General features: G+C 71.8%; 28 protein-coding genes. 11 read left to right on the top strand and 17 right to left on the bottom strand.

From position 1 onward, the window contains the following. Positions 1–13: 13 nt before the first annotated feature. A complete protein-coding gene (locus GGQ54_RS13950) occupies positions 14–898 on the bottom strand; it encodes a tyrosine recombinase XerC (protein WP_218844191.1) in 885 nt (294 codons plus the stop codon). 125 nt (positions 899–1,023) lie between these two features. On the opposite strand from GGQ54_RS13950, the gene GGQ54_RS13945 reads away from it, so the two are divergent. From GGQ54_RS13945 to GGQ54_RS13935, 3 genes are all read left to right on the top strand, one after another. Then, on the top strand, positions 1,024–2,115 hold the full coding sequence (locus GGQ54_RS13945; protein WP_179445936.1) for a lactonase family protein: 1,092 nt from the start codon (positions 1,024–1,026) through the stop codon (positions 2,113–2,115). 145 nt (positions 2,116–2,260) lie between these two features. Continuing rightward, positions 2,261–2,869 carry a peptide deformylase gene (gene def, locus GGQ54_RS13940; RefSeq protein ID WP_179445935.1) on the top strand — a complete coding sequence of 203 codons (609 nt, stop codon included), beginning with the start codon at positions 2,261–2,263 and terminating at the stop codon, positions 2,867–2,869. Between the two features lie 76 nt (positions 2,870–2,945). Next, positions 2,946–3,566 (top strand): LysE family translocator, encoded by a 621-nt coding sequence (locus GGQ54_RS13935; RefSeq protein ID WP_179445934.1) that lies wholly within the window; start codon positions 2,946–2,948, stop codon positions 3,564–3,566. Positions 3,567–3,600: 34 nt separating this feature from the next. Here GGQ54_RS13935 and GGQ54_RS13930 read toward each other — a convergent pair whose 3' ends face one another. After that, entirely contained in the window at positions 3,601–5,013 is a 1,413-nt protein-coding gene (locus GGQ54_RS13930; RefSeq protein WP_179445933.1) for a GntP family permease, read from the bottom strand. Beyond that, entirely contained in the window at positions 5,006–5,869 is an 864-nt protein-coding gene (locus GGQ54_RS13925) for a TrmH family RNA methyltransferase (protein WP_343045972.1), read from the bottom strand. Before GGQ54_RS13925 ends, GGQ54_RS13930 begins: the two co-directional genes overlap by 8 nt. Positions 5,870–5,902: 33 nt before the next feature. Between GGQ54_RS13925 and GGQ54_RS13920 the strand changes: the two genes are divergently transcribed. Then, a complete protein-coding gene (locus GGQ54_RS13920; protein WP_343045971.1) occupies positions 5,903–6,439 on the top strand; it encodes a YbaK/EbsC family protein in 537 nt (178 codons plus the stop codon). On the opposite strand, the gene GGQ54_RS13915 is transcribed toward GGQ54_RS13920, so the two are convergent. Further along, positions 6,440–7,264 carry an ABC transporter ATP-binding protein gene (locus GGQ54_RS13915; protein WP_179445931.1) on the bottom strand — a complete coding sequence of 275 codons (825 nt, stop codon included), beginning with the start codon at positions 7,262–7,264 and terminating at the stop codon, positions 6,440–6,442. Between the two features lie 83 nt (positions 7,265–7,347). On the opposite strand from GGQ54_RS13915, the gene GGQ54_RS13910 reads away from it, so the two are divergent. Next, positions 7,348–8,070 carry a hypothetical protein gene (locus GGQ54_RS13910; RefSeq protein ID WP_179445930.1) on the top strand — a complete coding sequence of 241 codons (723 nt, stop codon included), beginning with the start codon at positions 7,348–7,350 and terminating at the stop codon, positions 8,068–8,070. Positions 8,071–8,107: 37 nt separating this feature from the next. Here GGQ54_RS13910 and fabI read toward each other — a convergent pair whose 3' ends face one another. Together fabI and fabG are read right to left on the bottom strand one after the other, a co-directional pair. After that, positions 8,108–8,878: an enoyl-ACP reductase FabI gene (fabI, locus tag GGQ54_RS13905; RefSeq protein WP_179445929.1), complete on the bottom strand. Its 771-nt coding sequence runs from the start codon at positions 8,876–8,878 to the stop codon at positions 8,108–8,110. A gap of 57 nt (positions 8,879–8,935) precedes the next feature. Further along, on the bottom strand, positions 8,936–9,628 hold the full coding sequence (gene fabG, locus GGQ54_RS13900) for a 3-oxoacyl-[acyl-carrier-protein] reductase (RefSeq protein WP_343046024.1): 693 nt from the start codon (positions 9,626–9,628) through the stop codon (positions 8,936–8,938). Positions 9,629–9,738: 110 nt separating this feature from the next. On the opposite strand from fabG, the gene GGQ54_RS13895 reads away from it, so the two are divergent. Together GGQ54_RS13895 and GGQ54_RS13890 are read left to right on the top strand one after the other, a co-directional pair. After that, positions 9,739–10,128: a DUF3099 domain-containing protein gene (locus GGQ54_RS13895; RefSeq protein WP_179445928.1), complete on the top strand. Its 390-nt coding sequence runs from the start codon at positions 9,739–9,741 to the stop codon at positions 10,126–10,128. Further along, a complete protein-coding gene (locus tag GGQ54_RS13890; RefSeq protein ID WP_179445927.1) occupies positions 10,125–10,328 on the top strand; it encodes a hypothetical protein in 204 nt (67 codons plus the stop codon). The genes GGQ54_RS13895 and GGQ54_RS13890 overlap by 4 nt, the downstream gene beginning before the upstream one ends. A gap of 9 nt (positions 10,329–10,337) precedes the next feature. Here GGQ54_RS13890 and moaA read toward each other — a convergent pair whose 3' ends face one another. Next, a complete protein-coding gene (gene moaA, locus GGQ54_RS13885) occupies positions 10,338–11,354 on the bottom strand; it encodes a GTP 3',8-cyclase MoaA (RefSeq protein ID WP_179445926.1) in 1,017 nt (338 codons plus the stop codon). A 126-nt stretch (positions 11,355–11,480) separates the two neighbouring features. Here moaA and GGQ54_RS13880 point away from each other — a divergent pair, with 126 nt between their 5' ends. The 4 genes from GGQ54_RS13880 to GGQ54_RS13865 are packed head-to-tail and all read left to right on the top strand — an operon-like array spanning position 11,481 to position 14,135. Next, positions 11,481–11,771 carry a DUF6457 domain-containing protein gene (locus GGQ54_RS13880; protein ID WP_179445925.1) on the top strand — a complete coding sequence of 97 codons (291 nt, stop codon included), beginning with the start codon at positions 11,481–11,483 and terminating at the stop codon, positions 11,769–11,771. A 23-nt stretch (positions 11,772–11,794) separates the two neighbouring features. Further along, positions 11,795–12,571 carry an SURF1 family cytochrome oxidase biogenesis protein gene (locus GGQ54_RS13875; protein WP_179445924.1) on the top strand — a complete coding sequence of 259 codons (777 nt, stop codon included), beginning with the start codon at positions 11,795–11,797 and terminating at the stop codon, positions 12,569–12,571. Between the two features lie 2 nt (positions 12,572–12,573). Further along, on the top strand, positions 12,574–13,335 hold the full coding sequence (locus GGQ54_RS13870; protein ID WP_179445923.1) for an SDR family oxidoreductase: 762 nt from the start codon (positions 12,574–12,576) through the stop codon (positions 13,333–13,335). Next, the gene (locus GGQ54_RS13865; RefSeq protein WP_179445922.1) at positions 13,332–14,135 is read left to right on the top strand and encodes a putative RNA methyltransferase; all 804 of its coding nucleotides are present in this window, start codon (positions 13,332–13,334) and stop codon (positions 14,133–14,135) included. The genes GGQ54_RS13870 and GGQ54_RS13865 overlap by 4 nt, the downstream gene beginning before the upstream one ends. An 80-nt stretch (positions 14,136–14,215) precedes the next feature. Here GGQ54_RS13865 and GGQ54_RS13860 read toward each other — a convergent pair whose 3' ends face one another. From GGQ54_RS13860 to sufC, 10 genes are all read right to left on the bottom strand, one after another. Next, positions 14,216–14,845 (bottom strand): helix-turn-helix domain-containing protein, encoded by a 630-nt coding sequence (locus GGQ54_RS13860; protein WP_179445921.1) that lies wholly within the window; start codon positions 14,843–14,845, stop codon positions 14,216–14,218. Positions 14,846–15,016: 171 nt separating this feature from the next. Further along, complete coding sequence (locus GGQ54_RS13855) at positions 15,017–16,297, bottom strand: GNAT family N-acetyltransferase (RefSeq protein WP_179445920.1); 1,281 nt, start codon at positions 16,295–16,297, stop codon at positions 15,017–15,019. Positions 16,298–16,340: 43 nt separating this feature from the next. Continuing rightward, positions 16,341–17,939 (bottom strand): ABC-F family ATP-binding cassette domain-containing protein, encoded by a 1,599-nt coding sequence (locus tag GGQ54_RS13850; protein WP_179445919.1) that lies wholly within the window; start codon positions 17,937–17,939, stop codon positions 16,341–16,343. 128 nt (positions 17,940–18,067) lie between these two features. Continuing rightward, the gene (locus GGQ54_RS13845; RefSeq protein ID WP_179445918.1) at positions 18,068–18,478 is read right to left on the bottom strand and encodes a rhodanese-like domain-containing protein; all 411 of its coding nucleotides are present in this window, start codon (positions 18,476–18,478) and stop codon (positions 18,068–18,070) included. A 188-nt stretch (positions 18,479–18,666) separates the two neighbouring features. Next, positions 18,667–19,074, bottom strand: coding sequence for an OsmC family protein (locus tag GGQ54_RS13840; RefSeq protein WP_179446624.1), 408 nt, complete (start codon positions 19,072–19,074; stop codon positions 18,667–18,669). A 50-nt stretch (positions 19,075–19,124) separates the two neighbouring features. Then, complete coding sequence (locus GGQ54_RS13835) at positions 19,125–19,727, bottom strand: AAA family ATPase (RefSeq protein ID WP_179445917.1); 603 nt, start codon at positions 19,725–19,727, stop codon at positions 19,125–19,127. A 7-nt stretch (positions 19,728–19,734) separates the two neighbouring features. Further along, positions 19,735–20,133, bottom strand: coding sequence for a metal-sulfur cluster assembly factor (locus tag GGQ54_RS13830; RefSeq protein ID WP_179445916.1), 399 nt, complete (start codon positions 20,131–20,133; stop codon positions 19,735–19,737). Further along, the gene (gene sufU, locus GGQ54_RS13825; protein ID WP_179445915.1) at positions 20,130–20,621 is read right to left on the bottom strand and encodes a Fe-S cluster assembly sulfur transfer protein SufU; all 492 of its coding nucleotides are present in this window, start codon (positions 20,619–20,621) and stop codon (positions 20,130–20,132) included. The genes GGQ54_RS13830 and sufU overlap by 4 nt, the downstream gene beginning before the upstream one ends. Before the next feature lie 2 nt (positions 20,622–20,623). Further along, a complete protein-coding gene (locus tag GGQ54_RS13820) occupies positions 20,624–21,859 on the bottom strand; it encodes a cysteine desulfurase (RefSeq protein ID WP_179445914.1) in 1,236 nt (411 codons plus the stop codon). Between the two features lie 2 nt (positions 21,860–21,861). After that, the gene (gene sufC / locus GGQ54_RS13815; RefSeq protein ID WP_179445913.1) at positions 21,862–22,623 is read right to left on the bottom strand and encodes a Fe-S cluster assembly ATPase SufC; all 762 of its coding nucleotides are present in this window, start codon (positions 22,621–22,623) and stop codon (positions 21,862–21,864) included. Between the last annotated feature and the right edge of the window lie 3 nt (positions 22,624–22,626).

The raw sequence follows: 22,626 nt of genomic DNA, 5'->3' as shown, positions 1-22,626 counted from the left end.
CCGGTGCTCGGGGTCAGGCGCGCGGGTGGGCCTGCTCGAAGGCCGCCCGCAACCGCTCGGCGGTGACATGGGTGTAGATCTGCGTGGTGGCCAGTGAGCTGTGGCCGAGGATCTCCTGGACACTGCGCAGGTCGGCGCCGCCCTCCAGCAGGTGGGTCGCCATCGCGTGCCGGAGCCCGTGCGGGCCGAGGTCGGGGGCGCCCGGCACGGCGGCGAGGGCCCGGTGCACGATCCGGCGTACCACCCGCTGATCGATCCGGCCGCCGCGATCGCCGACGAAGACCGCCGCACCGGCGCCCTCTCCGGCCAGTTCCGGCCGGACCGCCAGCCACTGCTCGAGCGCCCGCTGCGCGGGCGCGCCGATGGGCACCGTGCGCTCCTTCGCCCCCTTGCCGAAAACGCGCAACGTTCCGCGGGCGGGATCGATGTCACCGAGATCGAGCCCGCACAGTTCCCCGACCCGGATCCCGCCGGCATACAGCACCTCGAGGATGGCGGCGTTGCGGCGGCCGGCCGGTCCCCCGTCGCGCGCGTGATCGAGCGCGGCGGCCAGCAGCTCGCCGGCGCGCCGCTGGTCCAGGGTCGCCGGCAGGCGCCGCGGCCGCTTCGGCGAGCGCAGCGCCTCGGCCGGGCTCTGCCCGATCTCGCCGGTCGCCGCCAGCCAGCGGAAGAAGGTTCGCACCGACGCCGCCCGGCGCTGGACCGTCGCGCGCCCGGCACCCATGCTCTGCTGTCGGGCGAGCCAGCTCCGCAACGACCGCAGTCCGGCCGTGGCCGGGGTCTCCCCCAACCGGTCCAGGTGTTCCAGCAGGCCCGAGGCATCGCCCAGATAGGCCCGGACGGTGTGCGCGGAGAGCTGCCGCTCCGCCGCCAGGTGCGCCCGATAGGCGGCCAACAGCGCCGCGTGCCGCTCGGGCGCGGCCGCGCCCGGATCGGCCGCCGGCTCGCCCTCGGTCACCCGGCCAGTCTGCCGTGCGGTGCGCCGAATCCCGTGCGGCACGCGGACGTGGTATCCACATGTCCATGACGTTGGGTGACGCGACGGTGGTCGTCGGGGGCTACACGAGCAACAACGACGGCGACGCCCGCGGGATCACCGGCTACCGGGTCGAGCCCACGGCGGAGGCCGTCGACATGCTCGAGCTCCCGGTGCTGGCCGCGGAGTCGCCCAGCTACCTGGTGTCCCATCCGAACGGTCGCTGGCACTACGCGGTCGGCGAGGGCGACAACTCCGAGCTCACCCTGTTCGGCGTGGAGCGCGACGCCCTGCGCCGCGGCGGATCCGTGCGCACCGGCGCAGCCGGGGCGTGCCACCTCGCGCTGACCACCGATGGCACCCACATCGTCGTCGCCCACTACACCGACGGCCTGGTCACCAGTCATCGGATCGGACCGGACGGTGCACCGGGCCCGGTGCTGGGCACGCACCGGTTCACCGGCTCGGGCCCGGACCCGGATCGCCAGTCGGTCCCGCACGCGCACCAGGTGGTGCCGTTCGGCTCGGAGATCCTCGTGGTCGATCTCGGCACGGACCGCATCCACCGGCTCGCGCTCGACAGCTCCGGCCGGTTCAGCGAATCGGGTCATCCGATCCCGGTGCCCGCCGGGTCCGGTCCGCGGCACCTGGTGGTCGACTCGACCGACCGGCTGATCGTCGCCTGCGAGCTGTCGGCCCAGGTCTTGTTGCTGCGCCACGACGGGCGGGAGTGGCGGGTGCGCGACGCGGTGTCGGCGACGACCAGTTCCCGGCACTGCCAGCCGTCGGCCATCCGGCTGCGCGGCGATGACGTGTTCGTCGCCAATCGCGGCCCCGACACCTTCGCCGTGCTCGACCTGGACCGCGACGAGGATTCGCTCACGCTGCTCACCGAGGTGCCCGTCGCGGGCCGCTGGCCGCGGGACCTGGTCGTCCACGAAGACCAGGTCTGGGTGGCCTGCGAGCGGTCGGACGCGGTGTCGGTGTTCCGCGACGCCGAGGAACTCGACGAGGAGCTCGGCGGCGCCGACGAGGACATCGAGTGGCTGCTGGACTTCCGGTTCGCAAGCCCCAGCCCGGCCTGCGTGTTGCTGGTGCCGCGGCCGGATCCGAGCGCCACGCCCACCCGCGACGGCTAACATTGGGCGCCGCGCACGCGCGGCGTACCGCGCCGCGCACGCGCGGCGTACCGCGCCGCGCATGCGCGGTGCATCGCCCGAGCACCCGGAGAAGGCCCACCTGCCCGACGAAAGGTCCCCGTTGTCCGATGAACTCGATGTCCCGATGACCTCGACCGACCTCACCGGCGGCGGGCGTGTTCGACCCATCACCCGCTGGGGCGCCCCCGTCATGCATGCCCCGACGACGCCGGTGACAAAGTTCGACGACGAGCTGCGCGAGCTGGCCCGCGACATGTTCGCGACGATGGCGGCCGCGTCCGGCGTGGGGCTTGCCGCAACCCAGGTCGGGCTCGGGTTGTCGATCTTCGTCTACGACTGCCCCGACGAGGACGAGGTGAACCGGGTCGGGGTGCTGTGCAATCCCGTGGTCGAGCTGCCAACCGGCAAGGAACGGCACCTGGAAACGGCCGACGAGGGCTGCCTGTCGCTGCCCGGCGCGTACGCGGAACTGGCCCGGCCCGACCACGCGATCGCCCGCGGTCAGGACGAGTTCGGCAACGATGTGGAGATCGTCGGCACCGGGCTGCTCGCGCGCTGCCTGCAGCACGAGACCGATCACCTCAACGGCATCGTCTTCGGCGACCGGCTGCGCGGCAAACTCCGCAAGGGCCTGTACGCCGCACACGAGGAACTGTCTGAGCGCTACCCCGCCGACTGGCCGGTGCACCCCGCGCGGCGGCCGACCCCGGCAGACGCGGAGTCCGACGGCTGAGGCGCGCGGCAGGATCACTGTCCGCGCTGGCTGAAATGGTGCTGGTCACACCGATCCGGGGTCCTAGGCTCGTCTCATGATCACCGAGACGTTGCTGCCCTATCTGGCAGTGGTGCTCGCCGTGGTGCTGGTGCCCGGCGCGGACTTCACGATCGTGCTGCGCAACACCGTGATCGGCGGCCGGGGACGCGGGCTCGCGACGTCCGCGGGGGTCGCGGCCGCGTCGATGCTGCAGGGACTGGCGGCCGCGGCCGGGCTCGGTGCGTTGATCATGGCCAGCCACACGCTGTTCGCCGCGGTCAAGTGGCTCGGCGTGGTCTACCTGTGCTGGCTCGCGGCGCAGGCGCTGATCAGCGCGAGGCGCGGCCGCTATCGCGATCCGGCGGCGAGCGCCGCGCCGTCGCGCTGGGCCGGGTTTCGGCAGGGCTTCCTGGGCAATGCGACGAATCCGAAGATTCTGATCTTCTACCTTGCGCTGCTGCCCCAGTTCCTGACGCCGGGCGCGCCGATCTGGATCGGCATCGCCTACGCCTGGCTGCTACCGGTTATCGGCACCACCTGGTTGGTGCTCATCGTGTTCGCAGCGGTGCGCGCCAGGGCGCTGTTGCTGCGCAGCCCGGTGCGGCGCGCCGTGGATGCGCTGACCGGCGTGGTGCTCGGGGCATTCGCGCTACGCCTGGCGACCGAGCGGTCCTGACCGGACCCGCGCCGGCGGACCTCGGCAGCAATGATCACCCGGCGAGCCCACCGGCGAGTACGAAGATCACCGCCGAGATGGCAAACCCGAGCAGCCCCATCGCGCCCTGCAACAGGGTCCAGGTCGCCAGCGTCTGCTTCATGTCGAGTCCGAAGAACCGACTGACCAGCCAGAACCCGGAGTCGTTGACGTGGCTGAAGCCCACCGAGCCGGCGGCGGTGGCGAGCACGATCGCCGCGATCTCGACCGTGTTGTAGCTTCCCGCCGCAACCACCGCCGACATCAGCGAAGCGGCCGTGGTCAGGGCCACCGTCGCCGAGCCCTGGGCCAGGCGTACCAATTGCGCGATCAGGTACGCCGCGACGATCACGGGCAGTCCGATGCCGTTCAGGGACTCGGCGAGCGCGTCGCCGATCCCGGTCGCGCGCAGCACCCCGCCGAACATCCCGCCGGCCCCGGTGACCAGGACGACGGAGCAGATCGGGCCGAGCGCGGAGTCGGCAATCTTCTCCACCAGCGTCCCCGGCTTGCCCATCCCCCAGCCGAGCACCGCCATCGACACCACGACCGTGATCAACAACGCGATCGGGGTCTCACCGAGCGTCCGCAGGGTCGCGACCCAGGGCTGGGCGAGGAATGCCTCCCGGTCGGGCTGCATCGCCGAGGCCATGTTCAGGCCCGTGTTCAACAAGATCAGCAGCAGCGGGAGCAACAACAGGGCGAGTACCCGCCCGACCGAGGGATTCGACTCGAAGCCCTCGTCCTCGGACCGGGTGCCGTCGAGAAGGGTGGGCACGGGCACGTCGAACCGGCGCCCGAGCCGGCCGCCGAGCAGCACGCCGACCACGTACCAGACCGGGATCGCCACGACCAGGCCGAGCAGCAGCACCAGGCCGACGTCGGCGCCGTAGATCGCCGACGCCGACACCGGCCCCGGATGTGGCGGCAGGAAGATGTGCATCGTGCTGAAGGCGATGGCCGAGGGCAGCGCGATGGACAGGAACGACCCGCCGACGCGGCGCGCGACGGCGTAGATGATCGGCATCATCACCACCAGTCCCGCGTCGAAGAAGATCGGGAAACCCATCAGCAGGCTGGTCAGCGACAGCGCGAATCCGGCGCGCCGTTCGCCGAAGATCGCGATCATCCGATCGGCGAGCACGCGTGCCCCGCCCGAGGTCTCGATCATCCTTCCCAGCATCGCGCCGAGCGCGACCAGCAGCATGACGCTGCCCAGGGTGGGATTGAAGCCGTACTCCAGGGCGTCGACGAGTTGGTCCGGCGGGATCCCGGCGGCCACGGCGGTGAGCACGCTGATCGCCATCAAGGCGATGAAGGCGTGCACCTTGAACACCATGATCAGCACCAGCAGCAGCCCGATCGCGGCAACGGCCAGCGCGAGCAGGCCCGCCGTGCCGAGCTGCCAACTCAGCGTCAGCTCATCCATCGTGCCTCCGATCCCCAGTTCGGCCCCGATCCCCGGTGGCATAGAACGCCACCGCCGAGCTCGCCGCAACGTTCAGCGAGTCCACCCCGTTCAGCATCGGGATCCTCACCCGCGCATCGAGCAACCGGTCCGCGCCCGGACTCAACCCGTGGCCCTCCGTGCCGAAGACCAGCGCCAACCGAGGATGATCGCCGGCGACCAGTTCGTCCAGGGTGAGCGCACCCTCGCCGAGCGACATCCCGGCAACCAGATAGCCCGCCTCGCGCAGCCGCGCGACACCGGCCGGCCACGGCTCGATCCGCGCCCACGGCACCTGCAGTACCGCGCCCATGCTGACCTTGATCGAGCGGCGGTAGAGCGGGTCGGCGCAGCGCGGCGAGACCAGCACGGCATCGACTCCGAGCGCGGCTGCCGAGCGGAACACCGCGCCCACATTGGCATGATCGACCAGATCCTCCAGCACGGCGATCCGGGAACGTCCCGGCGTGGCCAGCAGGTCGGCGACGGCGTAGCGCTGCTCGCGATGCAGCGAGGCCAGCGCGCCGCGATGCACGTGGAATCCCGTCACCCGCTCGGCCAGCTCCTCGGTGACCACCAGCACGTCGGTCGCCGGCCAGCGGTCCAAGACATCGCGCAGGGAGTCCAGCCAGCGTTCGGCGAGCAGGAACGACCGCGGCCGATAGCCCGCCTCGACCGCGCGCCGGATCACCTTCTCCCCCTCGGCGATGAACAGTCCCTCCGCAGACTCCAGATGCCGGCGCAGCGACGTGTCGCGCAGGGCGACATAGTCGGCCAGGCGCGGATCGGCGGCATCGGCGACGGTGATCAACGGCACCGGGTCATGCTGCCACGTCACGGCGCCCGCCCGGACGTGCCTAGGATCGGACGGGTGAACGCACCGCAACTCGGCACCCTGGACTGGCACGACCTGGCGACGACCACGGAGCTGGTCGCAGCGCCGGTGGCGGCGGCCGCCCCGCCGGGGCCCGCGTGGGTGGCGCCGATCGACGCCGAGCTGGCCGACACCGCGGCATTCTGCGAGCGCTACCAGGTGCCGCTCGGGGCATCGGCGAACTGCGTGATCGTGGAGGGCCGCCGCGGCGAGCAGACCACCCACGCCGCGGTGCTGGTGCTGGCCACCCATCGCGCCGATGTGAACAAGACCGTCCGCAAGCATCTCGGGGTACGCAAGATCAGCTTCGCGCCGATGGAGACCGCGACCTCGCTGACCGGGATGGAGTACGGCGGGATCACCCCGATCGGCCTGCCGGCGGACTGGCCGGTCCTCGTCGACGAGGCCGTCGCGGCGGCCGGGCCGGTGGTGATCGGCGCGGGCGTGCGTGCCGCCAAGATCATGATCGACGGCGCCGACCTCGCGCGGCTGCCGGGCGCCGAGGTGTTGGCGCTGGCCCAGCCGACCGATTGATCAACGAGCGGCGGTACGCCGGGTGAACCGAGCGCTGCCGTTGGGGACGGCGCGGGCCGCCCACCGACCGTCGGATTCGGTCAACGCCAGCGGCAGGCCGAAGGTCTCCGACATGTTCGCATCGGTCAGCGTCTCGCGCAGCGGCCCGCTCGCCACGATCCGGCCGCCGCGCAGCAGCAGCGCGTGGGTGATGCCGAGCGGGATCTCCTCGACATGGTGGGTGACCAGGACCTGAGCGGGTGCCCGGGTGTCGAGCGCGAGCCGCGACAGCGTACCCACCAAGGACTCGCGCCCGGCCAGATCCAGCCCCGCGGCCGGCTCGTCGAGCAGCAGCAGCTCGGGATCGCTCATCAGGGCCCGGGCGACGAGGACCCGCTTGCGCTCGCCCTCGCTCAGCGTGGAGAAGGTCCGCTCGGCGAGGTGGGCGACGCCGACCTGGTCCAGCAGCTCCCGCGCACGCTCGTGGTCGAGTTCCTCGTACTCCTCGCGCCACCGACCGAGCACGGCATAGGACGCCGAGACCACCACATCGGTGACCTTCTCCCCGCGCGGCACCTTGTCCGCGAGTGCGGCCGAGGTCATCCCGATCCGCGGGCGGAGCTCGAAGACATCCGTCGCGCCGAGGATCTCGCCGAGCAGGTCCACCATCCCGCCGGTCGGATGCAGATGGGCGCCCAGAACCTGGAGCAGGGTGGTCTTGCCGGCGCCGTTCGGGCCGATCACGACCCAGCGGTCGGACTCGTTGATCTGCCAGTCGATGTCGGCCAACAGCTCCGCGCTGCCGCGGATCACACTGACGCCGACGAGCTCGGCCACTTCTGCCATGCGCGCGAACCTACCAAGGCCGACCGGGCCGGCTCGGCCTCCACCCCGACCGGGCGCCGGAGGCCCCGGACTACGCTGGCCGGGTGCATGCCCTGGCCGCCGCGATCCGGCTGACGGCGCAGTTGAATCTGCTGCGTACCACCGCGACCAGCGTCGAGGTGACGGCGCGCGCGGTGACCGGCGACGACCCGGCCCACCATGTGGTCGACCCCGCCGGCATCCTCGGCCTGGACGCGCTGAACGCGGTCGAACTCGACACCGCACTGGCCGCCACCCGGTTGTTCGCGCCGGGCCCCTGGCTGCTCGCGGTTCCCCGCGCCGGTGCCCCCGGGCTGCTGCGCGGGCCGGCGGCGCTGAACTCGGCCGCGATCGAGGCCGGCGCCGCGGTCGTCGCCGAGCAGGGACGGTGCGCGTTCGTGCCCCAGTCGGTCGGCAATGCGGTGCAGTGGCGCATCCACGACGCCGCCCCGCCTGCCCCCGCCCCCGGCCCGTACGAGGCCGAGCGCGCGCTGAGCGAGGCGGTACTCGCCGCCGCCCGGGTGCTGGACGAGATCGGCGGTGCCGGCGGGGAGCGCCCGGCGAGCCCGGCGGGTCTGCTGCCGGCGGCCTATCCGGCGCGGTCGCGGCGCGCGGCCGACCGGGCGGCCGGGTTGTTGGTCGCCGCCGAGGCCGGCCTCGACGGCGCGTCGGCGGCGTGGTCCAGCCATGCGGTGGAGGTACGCTCCCGCGAGCTGCGGGCCCTGCGCGATGCCGCCGCGGAGGCGCTGTGCGCCGCGGTGGCCTGGCCGGGCGACCGGACGGGGTAGACGTTCCGGCGGGAACGTCGTGGTGGTACGCCGCCGCTCAGGCGCCCATCGCGTGCAGGCCGCCGTCGACGTGCAGGATCTCGCCGGTGGTGGCCGGGAACCAGTCGCTGAGCAGCGCGACGACCGCCTTCGCGGTGGGCTCGAGATTCTTCGAGTCCCAGCCGAGCGGCGCCCGCTCGCCCCAGATCGCGTTGAACTCGTCGGCGCCGGGGATCGCCTGCTTGGCCAGCGTGTCCAGCGGGCCGGCGGCGACCAGGTTGGATCGGATGCCGTCGGCGCCGAGATAGCGGGCGAGATACCGATTGACCGATTCCAGGGCGGCCTTGGAGACCCCCATCCAGTCGTAGACGGGCCAGGCCAGGCTGGCATCGAAGGTCAGCCCGACCACGGAGGCATCCTCGGCGAGCAGCGGCCGGCAGGCGTTGACCAGGCTGACCAGCGAGTACGCCGAGACCTGCACCGCGCTCGCCACGTCCGGCCAGGGCGTGGACAAGAACTTGCCCCCGAGCGAGGTCTCCGGGTTGGCGAAGGCCACCGAGTGCACCACCCCGTCGACGCGGTCCAGGTGCTCGCCCAGCGCGGCCGGCAGGCCTGCGAGGTGGTCGGCGTCGGTGACGTCCAGCTCGATCACCGGCGGCGTCGGGTCCAGCCGCTGCACCACCCGCTGGGTGAGCCGGAGCGCGCGGCCGAAGTTGGAGACCACGACGCTGGCGCCCTGCTCCTGGGCGATCCGGGCCACCTCGTAGGCGATGGAGGTGTGCTTGGTCAGGCCGGTGACGAGGATCTGCTTGCCCTCGAGGATTCCCATGTCGAACTGTGCCCTTTCCTGCTGATCTGCCCTGCTGGTCTGCCCCTACTGATCGCTTCAGTGCCCCATCCCGAGGCCGCCGTCGACGGGCAGCACGGCGCCGGTGATGTAGGCCGCATCCGGCCCGGCGAGGAAGCGCACGGCGCCCGCGACATCACTGGCCGCGCCCATCCGGCCGAGCGGGATCTGCTCGGCGTACCCGCGGACCAGATCCTCCGACAGCTCCGCGGTCATGTCCGTCTCGATGAAGCCCGGCGCCACCACATTGGCGGTGACACCGCGCGAACCGAGCTCGCGGGCGATCGAGCGGGCCATCCCGACCAGCCCCGCCTTGGAGGCCGCGTAGTTCACCTGCCCGGCCGAGCCGAGCAGGCCCACCACCGAGGAGATGAAGATGATCCGACCGAACCGCTTGCGGATCATCGGCCGCGCCGCCCGCCGCGCGACGCGGAACGCGCCGGCCAGATTTGCCTGCACGACGGCGTCGAAGTCCTCATCGCTCATCCGCAGCAGCAGCCCGTCGCGGGTGATACCGGCATTGGCGACGACGACCTCCACCGGGCCGAGCTCGGCCTCGACGGTGGCGAATGCCTGTTCGACCGACTCGGGGTCGGTGACATCGCACTGCACGCCGAGCACGCCGTCCGGGACCTCTCCCGAGCGGTGCGTGGCGGCGACCCGGTGGCCGTACGCCGCGAACTCCTCGGCGATCACGCGACCGATCCCGCGGTTGCCGCCGGTCACCAGCACCGTCCGGGGCTGCTCGCCGAATCGGTCCTCGGCGGCGGCAGCGGCGCCGCGGCCCTCCTCGTCAGGCGTCGAATTCACAGGCCCGAGGCTAGCGGACGTAGGCTGGCCGGGTGGCCCGACGAAACGCGCGGCGGCCCGTGCTCGTCACGTCCGCCCCGAACTCACCCGCGGTGGAGCGGCGGCACCGCGAGGTGCGGTACGCCATCACGATGGGCATCCGGATGGTCTGCTTCTTGTTGATCATCGTCGTCCCGGGCTGGTGGAAGGCCGTGATGCTGGCCGGCGCCGTGATCCTGCCCGCGATCGCCGTGATCGCCGCCAATGCCGTCGACCGGCGCGCGGAGCAGCCCACCCCTCGGGCCGCCGATCCCGGTGACGGGCGGGCGATCGCGACGGGCCCGGTGCTGCGCGCCGACGAGACCGATGATTTCGTCAATGAGACCAATGATCCCGCCGACGAAACCGATGATCCCGCCGACAAAGCCGGGGGCCACCGATGAGCGAGACGCCGACGGAGGACGCGATCTGTTCGGCGAAGGGTTGCCGCCGGGCGGCCGAGTTCGACCTCGCCTGGAACAACCCGAAGCTGCACACCCCCGAGCGCCGCAAGCACTGGCTCGCCTGTGCCGAGCATCGCGAATCCCTGGACCGCTTCCTGTCGGCGCGGGGCTTCCTGCGCGAGGTCGGGCCGATCGCCTGACCGGCCGGCTCAGCCGCCGATCGCCGACATCGGCCGCTCCGGCTGCAGGAAGCCCGGATCGTCGATGCCGTGCCCCGCGCGCTTGCCGGCCACCGCGGACAGCCAGCGCCGCGCCAGCTCCTCGTCGTCGGCCCCGCCGCGCAGCGCCGATCGCAGATCGGATTCCTCCCGGGCGAACAGGCAGTTGCGGATCTGCCCGTCCGCGGTCAGCCGGACCCGGTCGCAGTTGCCGCAGAACGGGCGGCTGACCGAGGCGATCACGCCGACCCGGGCATCGGTGCCCTCGACCCGGAACAGCTCGGCGGGCGCGCTCCCGCGGGCCAGCCGGTCGGCCGGATCCTCCACCAGCCGGAACCGGGTGGCGATCCGCGCATGGATCTCGTCGGCGGTGATCATCTCGGTCCGGCGCCAGCCGTGCTGGGCATCCAGCGGCATCTGCTCGATGAAGCGCAGTTGGACGCCCTCGCCGATCGCCCACTCCACCAGATGGGCGGCCTCATGATCGTTCACCCCGCGCATCAGCACGGAGTTGATCTTGACCGGGTGCAGGCCGGCGGCGACCGCGGCGCGGATCCCGGCCAACACATCGGGTAGCCGCCGCCGGCGAGTCAGCGCGGCGAAGGTCTGCGGGTCGAGGGTGTCGAGGGAGATGTTCAGCCGGTCCAGCCCGGCCCGGGCGAGCTCCTCGGCCCGCTTGGCCAGCCCGATCCCGTTGGTGGTCAACGCGATCCGCGGCCGCGGCCGCAGCGCGTCTATGCCGGCGACGATCTCGATCAGGTCGGAACGCAGCAGCGGCTCGCCACCGGTCAGGCGTACCGAGGTGATCCCGAGCCGCTCCACCCCGACCCGGATCAGCCGCGTCAGCTCGGCATTGGTCAGCAACTCCTCGCGATCCAGCCAGGGCAGTCCTTCGGCCGGCATGCAATAGGTACAGCGCAGATTGCAGCGGTCGGTCAGCGACACCCGCAGGTCGGTCGCGACGCGACCGAACCCGTCGACGAGGGGCAACCCGGACCGTGCAGCCATGCCGGCCAGTCTAGGCGCGCGGTCCCGGGGCCGTGATCGGCGCCGCGCGGGCCCATGTCATGATCGCAATGCGGGCGCGGTACGCCAGATCGCCCCCAGGACCGCGAGACGGACGACGGAGGACAGATGTCGGCTGAGACCAACACGCTGAACGGCTGGCTGGGCGAGGTGTGTGCCGTCCTCGATCTCGCCGAGGACGAGTTGGACGAGGACGCCCGCCACATCCTGCTCGACCTGACCCGGGACGCGGCGCACCAGGTGATCCGGCCGGCCGCGCCGCTCACGGCGTACCTGATCGGGCTGGCGGTCGGCCGCGGGGCGACGTTGAGCGCCGCGTCGGCGAAGGTGCAGCTCGCCCTGAGCTCCGCTGCGCCGGAGGAGCCGGACGAGACCGAGGAGCGGGAGTCCGGCACCTAGAGTCCGGCACCTAGAGTGGGTCCGTGCGTCGCCTGATCCTGCGCTGGCTCGCCCTGCTGGCCTTCGTTGCCGTGGTGGCGACCGCCTGCGTGCTGCTCGGGCGCTGGCAGCTCAGCCGGCTCGAGGAGCGGCAGCAGACCAATGACCGGCTGCTGGCCCGGGAGGCCGCCGAGCCGGTACCGGGCGAGGATATCTTCGGCGCCCCGGTGACCGAGGCCCAGCAGTGGCAGCGGGTCGAGCTGACCGGTCGCTATGACGCCGCGAACCAGTTCGTGATCCGGCTCCGCACCCGGGCAAGCGTGCCCGGCGTCGAGATCGTCGCCCCGCTGCGCACCGCCGACGGGACGGTGGTGCTGGTCGACCGTGGCTTCCTCGCTGCCCCACGCAACGCCCCGGCGCCGGCGGCGCCCCCGCCACCGGACGGGGAGGTCCGGGTGATCGGGTTCGTCCGGGTCGACGAACAGGGACCGGTCGAGGCGATCACCCCGGTCGACGGCCAGGCCCGGCTGGTGAACGCCCGCGGCCTGGCCGGCGCGCTGCCCTATCCGGTCGCCGACGGCTGGGTCGCGCTGCAGTCCTCGGACCCGGCCGAGCCGGAGCTGGCGCCGCTGCTGTTGCCCGAGCTGTCCGACGGTCCGCATTTCTGGTACGCCGTGCAGTGGTTCATGTTCGGCTCGATCGGCCTGCTCGGGCTCGTCGTCTTCATCCGCGCGGACCTGCGCGACCGCCGCGCCCAGCGGGCCGAGCGCGCCCGGTCGGCCGCGCCGGAGCGGCAACCCCAACCCACCGCAGGAGGCTGATCATGGATCTGGGACTGACCGACAAGGTGTTCGTGGTGACCGCGGCGAGCGCGGGCCTCGGCCTCGCCACCGCGCGGGTGCTGGTCGCCGAGGGCGCCCGGGTGGTGCTGGTGGCGCGCCGCGAGCAGGCCCTCGCCGAGGCGGTGGCCGAGCTCGGGCCCGAACGGGCAGCGGCGGTGGCCGGCGACCTGGCCACCCCGGAGCTGGCGGGGCAGGTCTGCCGCTTCGCCGTGCAGCAGTGGGGCCGGCTGGACGGCGCGCTGATCAGCGTCGGCGGCCCGCCCCGTGGGGCCGTGCTGGAGATGACCGACCAGGAGTGGCGACAGTCCTTCGACACCGTGTTCCTGCCGGCCCTGCGGATGGTCCGCGATGTGGTGACCTTCGGCACCGCCGATGATCTTGCGATCGGCGTCGTGCTGTCGACGTCGGTGCGGGTGCCGCTGCCCGGAATGGCGATCTCCAACGGGCTTCGGCCGGGGCTGGCGATGCTGATCAAGCAGTTGGCCGACGAGCTCGGCCCGGAGGGTACGCGGATCCTCGGCCTGATGCCGGGCAGCATCGAGACCGAGCGGTTGGCCGAGCTGATGGCGGCCGAGCCCGACCCCGAGCAGGCGATCGCCCGCGCGGCCTCGCGGATCCCGCTGCGGCGCCTCGGGCGGCCCGAGGAGTTCGGGCGGGTGGCTGCGTTCGCCCTGTCGCCGATGGCCTCCTATGTGACGGGTTCCATGATCGCCATCGACGGCGGCTCCCTGCGTACCCCGTGACCGCGCTCGCGCGCCTGGCGGGGGCGCTGCGCTGTCCGGTGTGTGCGGGCGCGCTGGCCGTTGCCGACCGGTCGCTGTGCTGCGGGCTCGGCCACAGCTTCGACATCGCCCGGCAGGGGCATGTCAATCTGACCGGGCGTGCCGCGCCGGGCCATGCCGATACCGCCGAGATGGTCGCCGCCCGCGCCCGCTTCCTCGATACCGGCGCGTACGCGCCGATCGCCGCGGCGCTGGTCGAACGCGCTCCGGAATCCGGGCTCGCCGTGGACGCGGGCGCCGGACCCGGCTGGTACGCCCGACAGATCCTGCAGGCCCGACCGGCGCTGTCTGCTCTCGCGCTCGACGTCTCCCCCGCCGCGGCCCGCACGGCCGCCCGCGCCCATCCCCGCCTGGCGGCGGTCGTCGCCGACACCTGGCGCGACGTACCGGTCGGTGATCGCCGCGCCGACCTGATCACCTGCGTCTTCGCGCCGCGCAATGTCGGCGAGTTCGCCCGGGTGCTGCGACCCGGCGGGCTGCTGCTGATCGTCACGCCCGGACCCGATCATCTGGCCGAACTGCGAGATCGTGAGCAGATGCTGGGCATCGAGCCGGCCAAGCTGGACCGGCTGGACACGGCCCTCGGCGCCGACTTCGAGATCACCGATCGATCTACCGTGCGCGGTCGGCTCGCGCTCGACCGCGATCAGGTACGCGATCTGATCAACATGGGGCCGAACGCCTTCCACGCCGCCGCCGATGATCCGGAGCCGATCGTCACCGGCCTGGCCGTCGAGGTGACGACGGCCCGACGGCGCTGATCGACCGCCGAACGGCCGGGTCGGCGCACGAGACGAGGGCCCGGCGGCGCCATCCGACGCCGCCGGGCCCTCGTGCCGAATCAGCGGGAGGCGCGCTTGCGCGCGGTCGCCTTCTTCGCCGTGGTCTTCTTCGCGGCGGTCTTCTTGGCGGCGGTCTTCTTGGCGGCGGTCTTCTTGGCCGGGGCCTTCTTGGCGGTGCTCTTCTTCGCCGTCGACTTCTTCGCCGGCGCCTTGGCGGTCGTCTTCTTGGCGGTCGTCTTCTTGGCGGCGGCCTTCTTGGTCGTCGTCTTCTTCGCCGTGGTCTTCTTGGCGGCGGTCTTCTTGGCCGGGGCCTTCTTGGCGGTGCTCTTCTTCGCCGTCGACTTCTTCGCCGTGGTCTTCTTCGCCGCGCCGCGGGTCGCACCGCCGCGGCCGCGCAGGTCCACGCCGGCCTCCTTCAGCACGCCGTGCACGAATCCGTAGGAACGGCCCGCGTCATCGGCGATCGACCGGATGCTCTCACCGGCCTTGTAGCGGCGGGCGAAACCCGCGGCCAGGCTGTCGCGCTGCCCGCCGGTGATCCGCGCGCCCTTGGCCAGGGAGGCGGTGGCGGCCCGGCCGGTGGACTTGCGGGCCGGGGCCTTCTTGGTCGTGCTGCGTGCGGGCGCCTTCTTGGCGGCGGCCTTGCGTGTGGTCGTTTTCTTGGTGGTCCGTCGGGTGGCTGTTGCCATGACTCCCCCTCGTGTTCGGGCGATCAGCAGATGAAGTTGGGAGGTTCGGCTGTCCGGCAGAGCAGCCGTCTTCCCACCATGATCAACCCAAAACGGGTCTCTGATCAAGATTTCGACGATATCGGCGTGTGGTGATCAGCGATCATCGGCCGATATCTGGTCGGAAACGGATCAGAAATGGGTGATTCCCCACACCGGCCCGGTTGCCGCGAACAACTGATCAAGCGACGCGGCGACGGACGGTCGGAGCTCGCGGATCAGGCCGGCGGCGGCCAGCACCGACGGGCGTACCCCGCCGAGACAGATCGATCCGAGGGCCGCCGCGTCCATCGCCGCGTCGGCCTCATCGTCGGTGCGGGTGACTTCGGCATCGCCGTCGGCGATCTTGATCCGGTAGCGACCGCCGACAAGATCAAGGGAGTCCTCGACCGCCAGCACGCAGGAACCCGTGGACTGCCAGGCCCGCGCGGTCAGCGCTGCCGGGACGTCCAGCATGCGCAACCAGACGTTCGCGTCCAGGCCGCGGACCCGATAGAGATCCGGCTCGGTGAGGGCGAAGCGCAACGGATCCTCGGTCGGGGCACTGCCCCAGCGGACGCTGTCGATCAGATCGACATGGCCGAGGAAATCCCACAGCGCAAGGTAGGCCCGCGGCGTCAGCGGCACCAGATCGCGGACGGTGATCTTGCCGAACTCGTCCGGATCGCGGCGCGCCTCCCAGGCCACGTATCCCTCGGGCTCACCGGACTCGGCGACGAAGATCGCGCCGCGTACCCGGCGGTTCTCCTCCCGCGACGACCAGTCCCACAGGCCGCTGACGTGGGTCGGGATGACGCTGAATCGCTGGACCGACCCGAGGGTCTGGGCGTGATAGCGGCGGAAGATCTCCCCCGCATGCTCCTCCAGGACGGCCGCATCGACCAGCACGACCTGCCCGCCGCCGTCCGGCGGTGTGTGCAGGGCGAAGCGGGAGTCGGTGGCGACCTCGATCTTCGCCTCGAAGGTGGCGGGACCGAACCCGAAGCGGCGATAGATGCCGCCCTCGGTGACGGTCAGCGCGGCAACCGGCAGCCCGGCGGCCTTCGCCTCGGCCAGTTCCGCGGACATCATGGTGCGCAACAGCCCGCGCCGCCGGTGCGACGGGCGTACCGTCACGTCGGTGATCAGGCGGGCCGGCAGCATCCGCCCGGCCCCGGCATTGATCGTCCCGTCGGTGCTGCTGAAGGTGGCGACCGGGCGGCGCGGATCGGCCGGCGCCGGGATGTCGTGATCATGCACCGCGCGCAGGGTGAACCCGTCGTCCAGCAGCCCCTGCAGTGATCTTCCGAGCGCCTCGTCGGTCAGCCGGTCCTGGTGGAATCCCTGACTGACGGCGCGCAGCCAGGCGACCGCCTCGGGATCCTCGGCGGGGTCGGCCGAACGCGGACGGAAGGTGCTCATCTGCAGATCCACGACCACCAACCTAGACGCCCGGCGGTGATCGGCCAACGGATGATCAGGCGAGCGCGACCAGATCGGAGTAGGTCGCGCTCCACAGATCCTCGTCGCCGTCGGGCAGCAGCAACACCCGGTCGGGCTGGAGTGCGTCCACGGCCCCCTCGTCGTGGGTGACCAGGACCACCGCGCCGGAGTAGGTACGGATCGCCTCCAACACCTCGGTCCGCGACGCCGGGTCCAGGTTGTTGGTCGGCTCGTCGAGCAGCAGCACGTTGGCCCCGGAGACCACCAGCATCGCCAGCGCGAGCCGGGTCTTCTCCCCACCGGAGAGCACGCCGGCCGGCTTGTCCACGTCGTCACCGGTGAACAGGAACGAGCCGAGGATCTTGCGTACCTCGGTGTCGTTCAGGTGCGGCGAGGCGCTGATCATGTTGTCCAGCACGCTGCGGGCGGTGTCCAGGGTCTCGTGCTCCTGGGCGTAGTAGCCGAGCCGCAGACCGTGACCGGGGACGACCTCGCCGGTGTCGGGATCCTCCATCCCGGCCAGGATTCGCAACATCGTGGTCTTGCCGGCGCCGTTCAGCCCGAGGATGACGACCTTGGAACCGCGGTCGATGGCAAGATCGACTCCGGTGAAGACCTCCAGCGAGCCGTAGGTCTTGGACAGGTCGTGCCCGGTCAGCGGGGTACGCCCGGACGGCGCCGGCTCGGGGAACCTGATCTTGGCGACCTTGTCGGCCACCCGCTCGCCCTCGATGCCGGCGAGCAGCTTGTCGGCGCGGCGGGCCATGTTCTGCGCGGCGACGGCCTTGGTCGCCTTGGCGCCCATCTTCGCCGCCTGGGTGCGCAACTGGTCGGCCTTGCGCTCGGCATTCACCCGCTCGCGGCGGCGGCGCTTCTCGTCGGTCTCGCGCTGGGCGAGATAGCGCTTCCAGTTCATCGAGTAGACGTCCAGCGCCGAACGATTGGCGTCCAGGTGGAACACCTTGGTCACCACGGCATCCAGCAGGCCGGTGTCGTGGCTGATCACGATCAGACCGCCCGGGTAGGACTGCAGGAATCCGCGCAGCCAGGCGATGGAGTCGGCATCCAGGTGGTTGGTCGGCTCGTCCAGCAGCAGGGTCTCCGCGCCGGAGAACAGGATCCGGGCGAGCTCGATCCGGCGCCGCTGTCCGCCGGAGAGGGTACGCAGCGGCTGGTCGAGCACCCGATCCGGCAGCGCGAGGTTGCTCGCGATCCGGGCCGCCTCGGCCTCCGCGGCGTACCCCCCGCCGGCCTGCAGTTCCGCCTCGGCACGGGCGTAGCGGGCCATCGCCCGGTCGCGCTCAGCATCGTCGGCCGAGCCCATCTGCTCCTCCGCGGCGCGCAGCCGGCGCAGCACGCGGTCCAGGTCGCGGGCGGACAGGACCCGGTCGCGGGCGAGCACGTCGAGGTCGCCGGTGCGCGGGTCCTGGGGCAGGTAGCCCACCTCCCCGCCGGGACTGACGGTGCCCGCGGCCGGCGTGCCCTGGCCCGCCAGGATCCGGGTCAGCGTCGTCTTGCCGGCGCCGTTGCGGCCGACCAGGCCGATCTTGTCGCCCGCCGCGATCTGGAACGACGCGTTCTCCAGCAGCAGCCGGGCGCCGGCGCGCACCTCGAGATCGCGGGCAACGAGCATGATCGGGACAACCTTCTGGTGGTGACGTCGTGCGCCCCCGGGTGTCGGGCGGACGGCAAACAGCACCAAGTTTCCCGCCTCCGGCGCCGAACACCAAACCGTTTCCGGGCGCGGGAGGCGCACCCCCCTCAGCCGCGCAGGGGCAACCCGGCGGCGCGCCAGGCGGCGTACCCGCCGATCACGTCGGCGACATCGGCCACGCCGAGGCGGGCCAGCGCGCCGGCGACGCGGACCGACGCATTGCCCTGGGCGCAGAACAGGATCGGTCGGCTGCCGGCCAGCGCTCGGGCGAGCCAGGGCAGATCGGACGGGTCGGCGGCCAGCGCCTGCAGGCGTGGTGACGGCTCGCCGGCCAACTCGCGCAACCAGACCGGGCGCAGGTCGACGAGGAGGCCGTAGCCGTGCAGCGCCTCCTGGTAGGCCCGGCGCGCGCTGATCCGCTCGGTGGGCGCGCCCGGACCGCCCGGCAGGAACCGGGCGCCGCTGAACAGCGAGGTCTGGCGGACGGTCTCGCCCTGGGTGACGGGGCTGGTGGTCATCTGGGTGTTCTCCGGGGTGTGGGCGCCTGGATGGGCGCGGGCTGTTGGCTGGGAATCAGGCGCGACAACAGCGACAACGCATTCGGCACGCCGACGGCGCGGCCGAGATCGCGGTGCGGGAGAACATGGCGCAACGATAGGCCGTCGCCCCGGCGGGCGTCATCGCCGTCCCGGTCGGCGAGACGGCCTCACTCGGCGCGCATGTCGACCGGTGTCGGCAGTTGCACGGTGCGGCTCACGGTGCACAGCCGGTCGCGGGACTGGCGGACCGCGGTCGGCAACACCTCGCGCGCCCGGTCGCCGTCGGCGCCCTCGCCGAACCGCACGGTGAACACCACCTCGACCGGGCCGAGGTGGTTGCCGTGGGCGTCGCGCAGCTTCTCGGCGGCCGCGTTGACCGCGAAGGCCTCCGGTTCGGCGCGGCGCGAGGTGAGCAGGTCGACATCGATCGCCGAGCACCCGGCGACCGCGGCGAGCAACAGCTCGACCGGGGTGAAATCGGCATCGCCCCCGCTGCCGATCGGCAGCGTGCCGCCGCGGGCATTGGTCGCGGTGTAGTGCCCGGCGCAATCGCGGGTGAGTTCGACCCCGCGCATCGCGTCGGTGGTCGGCTTCGTTGAATCGGTCACCCGGCCAGTCTGCCCGCTCAGAGCAGCGCGCCGACCCGGATGTGGGCCAGTTGCACCCGGAGCCGGTACGCCCGCGCGGCGAGCGGCCCGAGCGCAGGCCGGGCCAGCTCCAGCCCGAGCGCGGCCGCCACGGCCTCGACCACCTGGTCGATCGAGCGCCCGTCGGTCGGCACGGCCTCGGCGTACTCCGGGCGGCGCAGCGCGGCCACACACCGGTCGATCTGTTCCAGCGCCCACAGGTCGCGGCGCTTCCACTGCCGGACGGCGAGCCGCCGACGCAGCGTCTGTGGGCTTGCCTGCAGGGCGACGTGGCGGACGTCGTGCCCGGCGGCGCGCAGGCCGCCGACGATCTCGGCGAAGTACGCGTCGTCGACCAGGGTCATCGGCGCAATCACCGGCTGCTCGCGCCCACCATCGGCGCGGGCCAGCATCTCGGCCACCCCGGATCGCCACGCGGCGAATTCCTGGAAGTCCGAGCGCAGCGGCCCGGGCAGCATCCGCTGCAGGCCGAAGCCGGGCAGCTCGGGGTCGGCCACCCAGCCACGACCGAGGCGGCGGCGCAGCTCGTGCGCGGTCTGGGTCTTGCCGGCGCCGAACGCGCCGTTGACCCAGACGATCACGGGCGGCTCAGACGTTGAAACCGAGCGCGCGCAACTGCTCGCGGCCGTCGTCGGTGATCTTGGCGGCCGTCCACGGCGGCATCCACACCCAGTTCAGCACGGCGCGCTCGACCAGGCCGTCCAACGCCGTCGCCACCTGGTCCTCGATCACGTCGGTCAGCGGGCAGGCGGCGCTGGTCAGGGTCATGTCGATCACTGCCGACCCGTCCTCCTCCAGGTGCACGCCGTAGACCAGGCCGAGGTCGACGACATTGATCCCGAGCTCGGGGTCGACGACATCCTTCAGCGCCTCGGTGACGTCCTCCACGGAGGCGGAGGTGTCCGGCCCGGGCGCGGTCACGTCGGGCAGCTCGTCGGCGACCCGGTCGGACGGGCGTACGGTCTGGTCGATCTCGGACTCGGTCATTGCTGGTCCTCCTCGGTTCCGTTGCTCTGCGATCCGTCCGCGTTCTGCGGTACGCCCGCGCGGGCCGCGGCGTCCTTGAACGCCGACCAGCCCAGCAGCGCGCACTTCACGCGGGCGGGAAACTTCGCCACCCCGGCGAAGGCGATGCCGTCCTCCAGGGTGTCCTCGTTCGGCTCGACCTGGCCGCGGCCGTGCATCAGCTCGGTGAACTCCGCGTGCCGGGCGAGCGCCTCGGTCAGTGGCCTGCCGATCACCAGGTCGGTCATCACCGATGTCGACGCCTGCGAGATCGAGCAGCCGACGCCGTCGTAGGACACGTCGGCGACGGTGTCGCCGTCGAGCGCCACCCGCAGCGTGACCTCGTCGCCGCAGCTCGGGTTGACGTGGTGCACCTGCGCCCCGAAGGGCTCCCGCAGTCCGCTGTGGTGCTTCTCGCGGTAGTGCTCCAGGATGATCTCCTGGTACATCTCCTCGACATTCGCCGTCATGATCAACCTCGGTTGAAGAATCGCTGGGTGTGGCCGACCGCGTCGACCAGGGCGTCGATCTCGGCCTTCGTCGTGTAGAGGTACGACGACGCCCGCGTGCTCGACTGTACGCCGAGCCGCTCGTGCAGCGGCCGCGCGCAGTGGTGCCCGCCGCGCACCGCGACGCCGCGGCCGTCCAGGAACTGCGCCATGTCGTGCGGGTGCACCCCAGCCACGTCGAAGCTGATCGCGCCGCCGCGGTCGACGACCTGCGTCGGGCCGAGGATGCGCAGCCCGGGCACGGTCTGCAGCCCCTCCAGCGCGTAGGCGGTGATCTCGCGCTCGTGCTCGGCGATCGCCGACATGCCCAGCCCGGTCAGGTAATCGGCGGCGACGCCCAGCACGGCGGCCTCGGCGATCGGCGGCGTACCCGCCTCGAACCTGGCCGGCGGCGGCGCGAACGTCGAGCCCGTCATCCGGACGATCTCGATCATCTCCCCGCCGCCGAGGAACGGCGGCAGCTCCGCCAGCAGGTCGTAGCGTCCCCACAGCGCGCCGATCCCGGTCGGGCCGACCATCTTGTGACCGGTGAAGGCGACCAGGTCGGCGCCCAGCGCGGCCACCCGGGTGGGTAGCTGGGGTACGCCCTGACAGGCGTCGACGACCATGATCGCGCCGACCGCGTGGGCGGCCTCGGCGACCTCGGCGATCGGGTTGATCGTGCCCAGCACGTTCGACACCCAGGTCAGCGAGACGACCTTGGTGCGCTCGTTGATCAACCCGTCGCGTTCGGCGGCGGCAAGATCGAGCCGGCCGTCGTCGGTGATGTCGAACCAGCGGAGTTTCGCGCCGGTCCGCTCACACATCAACTGCCACGGAACGATGTTGGAGTGGTGCTCCATCACCGACACGACGACCTCGTCGCCGGGACCGAGCCGGGAGCCGAGGGTGTGCGCGGCGAGGTTCAGCGCCTCGGAGGCATTCTTGGTGAAGACCAGCTCCTCCGGCCGCGCCGCGCCCACGAAGTCGGCCACCTTGGCCCGGCCGCCCTCGTAGGCCTCGGTCGCCTCCGCGCCGAGCATGTGCATCGCGCGCGCCACATTGGCGTTGTGCTCGGCATAGTGCTCGGCAATGGCATCGATCACGACCTGAGGTTTCTGCGAGGTGTTCGCCGAGTCCAGGTAGACCAGCGGATGATCACCGACCGTGCGCTGCAGGATCGGGAAGTCCTTGCGGGCAACCTCCGGGTCGTAGGCCATGATCAGTTCGCCGCGGCCTTCACGAACCGGTCGTAGCCCTCGTCCTCGAGGCGCTCCGCGAGCTCCGGCCCACCCTCCTCGGCGATCTTGCCGTCGACGAAGACATGCACGAAGTCGGGCTTGATGTAGCGCAGGATCCGCGTGTAGTGGGTGATCAACAACAGTCCGCGATCACCCTGGTCGGTATAGCGGTTCACGCCCTCGGAGACGATCCGCAGCGCGTCGATGTCCAGACCGGAGTCCGTCTCGTCGAGAATCGCGAACTTCGGGTTCAGCAGCCCGAGCTGGACGATCTCGTGGCGCTTCTTCTCGCCGCCGGAGAAGCCGTCGTTGACCGAGCGCTGGGCGAAGCTGGCGTCCAGGTTCATCTGGGCCATCGCCTCGTTGACGTCCTTCACCCAGGTACGGACCTTCGGCGCCTCGCCGGAGACGGCGGTCTTGGCGGTACGCAGGAAGTTCGCCACGGAGATGCCCGGCACCTCCACCGGGTACTGCATCGCCAGGAACAGCCCGGCCCGCGCCCGCTCGTCGACGCTCATCGACAAGATGTCCTCGCCGTCCAGCGTCACCGAGCCGTCGGTGATCTCGTACTTCGGGTGGCCCGCGATGGCATAGGCCAGCGTGGACTTGCCGGACCCGTTCGGGCCCATGATCGCGTGCTTCTCGCCGCTGTTCACCGTGAGGTCGACGCCCTTCAGGATCTCCTTCGGGCCCGACTCGGTGTTGACGACCGTGTGCAGGTTCTTGATCGCGAGAGTTGACATGTT

Source organism: Naumannella cuiyingiana, assembly GCF_013408305.1.
Lineage (GTDB): Bacteria > Actinomycetota > Actinomycetes > Propionibacteriales > Propionibacteriaceae > Naumannella > Naumannella cuiyingiana.
The sequence above is the reverse complement of the archived record's forward strand: the minus strand, read 5'-3'. Positions and strand labels throughout refer to the sequence as shown.